This is a genomic window from Nostoc sp. UHCC 0251, assembly GCF_034932245.1.
Classification (GTDB): Bacteria; Cyanobacteriota; Cyanobacteriia; order Cyanobacteriales; family Nostocaceae; genus Nostoc.
In genome coordinates, this window is record NZ_JAYGHD010000486.1 from 1 (window position 1) to 4,172 (window position 4,172).

At 40.9% G+C, this 4,172-nt stretch carries 1 protein-coding gene and 1 pseudogene; both read left to right on the forward strand.

Features of this window, described 5'->3' with window-relative positions; translation table 11 throughout:
* Positions 1–51 precede the first annotated feature (51 nt).
* Positions 52–1,149, forward strand: a pseudogene (locus VB740_RS36035) (ATP-binding protein); the annotation flags it as partial.
* 6 nt (positions 1,150–1,155) lie between these two features.
* Positions 1,156–4,167, forward strand: coding sequence for an ATP-binding protein (locus VB740_RS36040; RefSeq protein WP_323204593.1), 3,012 nt, complete (start codon positions 1,156–1,158; stop codon positions 4,165–4,167).
* Positions 4,168–4,172 lie beyond the last annotated feature (5 nt).

A 4,172-nucleotide genomic window follows, 5' to 3' on the forward strand; every position in this document is an offset into this window, starting at 1 on the left:
AGGACTGGTATCAAAGCCTTGTAAATATTGGCTTGCGAGTTTTCGGATGGGTCTAGTGAAGATTTGGAAATGACGGACATAGATATTGCAGATGTGTTGTTAGCGATCGCGCATCGTGTGAGCCAAAGCTTAGAGAAAATAGTGCTGGATGAGCCGAACAGATTTCATGAACTGCTGCAAGGTGCATTGAGAGCGCTAGACTCTGAGGTGACGGGGTTTAAGGTAAAAACCCCAGTTGGTAACGTTGGTTTGTCTACTGAAAAAGAAAAGTTTTCCCTCGCTCTGGGAATTGGGGAAATTACAGCAAAGACGAAAAGTAACCCTCAATTGCGGGAGAAACTGAATCAATACTTGGGGCCACAGAAAACTAGACTGCTAGAAGCAATTAATCGAGAACTGCTAGAGCCGGCGATTGCCAAACTGAAGCAGCAGGGCAAAAAGGGATTGGTGGTGATAGTCGATAACCTAGACCGCATAGATAACCGGATTAAACCTTGGGGTCGTCCGCAACAGGAATACTTGTTTGTGGATCAGGGGGAGTTTTTGACAAAGCTCAACTGCCATTTAGTTTTCACAATGCCCCTGGCGCTGAAGTTCTCCAACGATTACGGAACGTTAACTCAAAGATTCCCTGAAGACCCAAAGGTATTGCCGATGGTTCCAGTGCAATGGCCAGACGGTAGGATACATGAGCAGGGAATGGCTTTGATGCAGCAGATGGTACTGGCTAGAGCATTTCCCGATTTGCAACCAGATGAGCGGTTAAACCAAAGTGCTGAAATCTTTGACAGTGCAGAAACCATGAAGCGCCTGTGCAGATCGAGCGGTGGTCATGTGCGAGATTTGCTGAGGTTGCTGAATACCTGGATTCAGGAGGAAATGACACTTCCGCTCTCCCGTAATACCTTAGAGCAAGTAATTCGCGCTCGTCGCAATGAAATGACCATGCCGATTTCAGATGAGGAGTGGGAATTACTGCGTTATGTTAAGCAAAAGAAGAAAGTCAGCGATGACCAAGGATACCAAAAGCTGATACGTAGTAGATTTGTGTTTGAATACCGAGATGGCGGTGAATCGTGGTTTGATGTCAATCCAATTTTGGCAGAGGCAGCAGACTTAAGTAGTGAGGGAGCAGTTCATGGTTATTAAAATTGTATGAGTATACAGCGTCAATCAGATGAACCCACAGACAACGAGCGTTCGCTACAGCAGCTAGCTTGGACACTTCAAGCTTCTGTGGAAAAGTTCAAGTTGATTTGGGCGCGATGCAATTACAGCGCTTTACAGAGTCGCTTGATAAAAAGGTTAGGTGAAATCTGCCAATTTAAGATTCAGGTACTGCAACTCAAAGAATCAGAAAGAACGCTTTATACTGTGATCCGTGAAGAATTACAGAATGATACCCAAGCTCTGATGATTGTGGGCTGGCAATCATTGCAGGATTTGCCGCAGATGTTGACAAGTGCTAATCAGGTACGTGAAGAATTTCGCAATCACTTGTCATTACCGATAGTCGTGTGGATTAGTGAAGAAATCCACCACACCATCATGGAGATTGCCCCTGACCTGGAGAGTTGGGGAACCAGCAGAAGTTTTGCGATCGCGCCTACTGATTTAAGCGAGTTTATTAAACAACTGGCTGATGAATATTTTGGCGGCAATTTAAGTACAAATAATTACAAAATACTGGAATTAGAATTAGAGGCAGCACAGAGAGAGTTGCGGTCTGATGACCACGAAGCAGAAGCTAATTTAGCCTCTCTGCTAGGCTTTGTAAAACAAACTAATAATAAAATAGATATTGCCTTAGAGTATTATCAAAAAGCCTTAGCAATATGGCAACAACTGAATAATTTAGAAAAGCAAGCCAAGATTATTGGTGAGATAGCTTACTGTTTTTATGTCAAAGCTTTAAAAAAATCAGATATTAATCATCCAGATTGGCAAGCAACTCGCCAATACACGCAAGAATGCATTAAATTTCTCAACCAAGCTAATAGTCAAGATTTAATTGCTAGCTCTATTACCAAATTTGGTAATATTTTGCGTGATTTGAAAGAGTGGGAGCAACTCAAAAAATTAGCACAACAAGCTTTAGAACTACACCAACTTAACAATCAGCCAATAGAATTAGCGAAAGATTATGGTTTTTTAGCCCAGGTTGCACTGGCTCAAAAGCGCTGGAGTGAAGCTAAACAGTTGGTACAAAAAGCAAAAGATATTTTACCAGTAATTTCTAGTGTAGAAAGAAAAGACATTTCAGGGATTGTGTCTGGGCTATCAGAAGAACCAACTATCTCAAATGATTTAAGCCTGTATAACTTCATTTTGGCACAGGCTCAATATCAATTAAACGAACCCCGACAGGCAATTGCCAACTTAGAAATAGCAAGAGATTTTGGTAGTCCTTTGTTCGACTTGCGGCTTTACCTAAATATTCTTAATTACCTGCAACGATTATATTTTGAGAAAAAAGAATACCTCAAAGCTTATGAGACAAAACAGCAGCAGAAGTCTATTGAACAACAGTTTGGTTTACGAGCTTTTATTGGTGCTGGTCAGTTACAATCAACGAAGCAGGCTCAATTAACGTTGACTTTAGCTGAAACTCAGGAAAATATAGCCCCAGAAATTGCCACATCAGGTCGATTATTAGATGTAGAACGCTTGATTGAGCGTATAGGCCGCCTCGACTATAAGTTGATAGTTGTTCATGGGCAGTCAGGTGTAGGAAAAAGCTCTTTAGTGAATGCAGGATTAGTTCCAGCTTTAAAAAATAAAGCGATGGGAATTCAAGATAATTTGCCTGTGGTAATCCGGGTTTATACTAACTGGATCGAAGAATTAGGACGATTAATCCAACAGGCGCTGTATAATAAGTCGAGAAAAGGGGATAGTCCAACATTAGAACTTGAAACTTCAGCTACAGTTGCCGAAACTGCGACTCTCAGAGAGCAATTGCGGGAAAATGAACAGCATAACCTACGGACAGTCCTGATTTTTGACCAGTTTGAAGAGTTTTTCTTTGTTTACACTGAGCCAAAGCAGAGACGGCAGTTTTTTGAATTTCTGGGAGAATGTCTAAATATTCTGTCAGTGAAAATAATTTTGTTATTGCGAGTGGATTACCTACATTATTTGCTGGAATGTAATCGCTTATCTAGTATGGCAATAATTGGTAAGGATATTCTTAGTAACAATGTTCTTTATGAGTTAGGTAATTTTTCACCTGAAGATACCAAGTCAATCATCCAGCGTTTGACCCAGGCTACTAGTTTTCAATTAGAACAAGCTTTAATAGACCAATTAGTAAATGATTTAGCTGGGGAACTAGGTGAAGTGCGCCCAATTGAGTTGCAAGTAGTGGGAGCGCAATTACAAACTGAGAATATTACAACTGTAAGAGAATATCAACAGCGTGGGACTAAAGAAGAACTGGTTAAACGCTATTTGGCAGAGGTGGTCAATGATTGCGGTGTCGAGAATCAACAAGCCGCAGAGTTGTTATTATATTTGCTCACTGATGAAAAAGGAACACGCCCACTAAAAACTCGTATTGAACTGGAACGAGATTTGCAAGCATTAGTTGCAAACAAGACTACAGGTGGGAATAATTTCGATTTAGTGCTACAAATTTTTGTCAAATCCGGCTTGGTGATTTTGTTACCAGAAAATCCGGCTGACCGTTATCAGCTAGTGCATGATTACATTGCTTTGTTTATTCGTCAGCAACAACAGCCAAAGTTAAACGAGTTGATGGCTTTACTAGAGCGGGAAAGACAGCAAAGAAAACTTGGTGAAGCTAAACTTAATAGTTTTTTGAAACGCGCCCTGTTTGGTTCTGTTGTAGCTGGAGTAGTCTTAGCTGTGCTAGCACTTACAGCTTGGTTTGAAGGAAATCTTGCCCGAGAACAAAGAAATCTTGCCACAATTAACGAAATTAAAGCTCTCACTAATTCTTCACAAGCATATTTTGCAATATCTAAGGAAAAGTTTGATGCATTGATAGAAGCTTTAAAAGCAGAGAAAACGTTGAAAGGGGCAATTGGAGTAGACAGTGAAACTAAAGTTAAAGTTTTGACTGTACTACAGCAAGCAGTTTACCAGGTGAAAGAGTCAATACCTCTGCCAATTTACGAGGGTTCAACGCCGGTGGAAACGGGATGAATACG

Bases quoted from the DNA above. Each gene is read 5' to 3' on its own strand.
- VB740_RS36040 (WP_323204593.1), top strand. From the start codon at position 1,156: ATGAGTATACAGCGTCAATCAGATGAACCCACAGACAACGAGCGTTCG.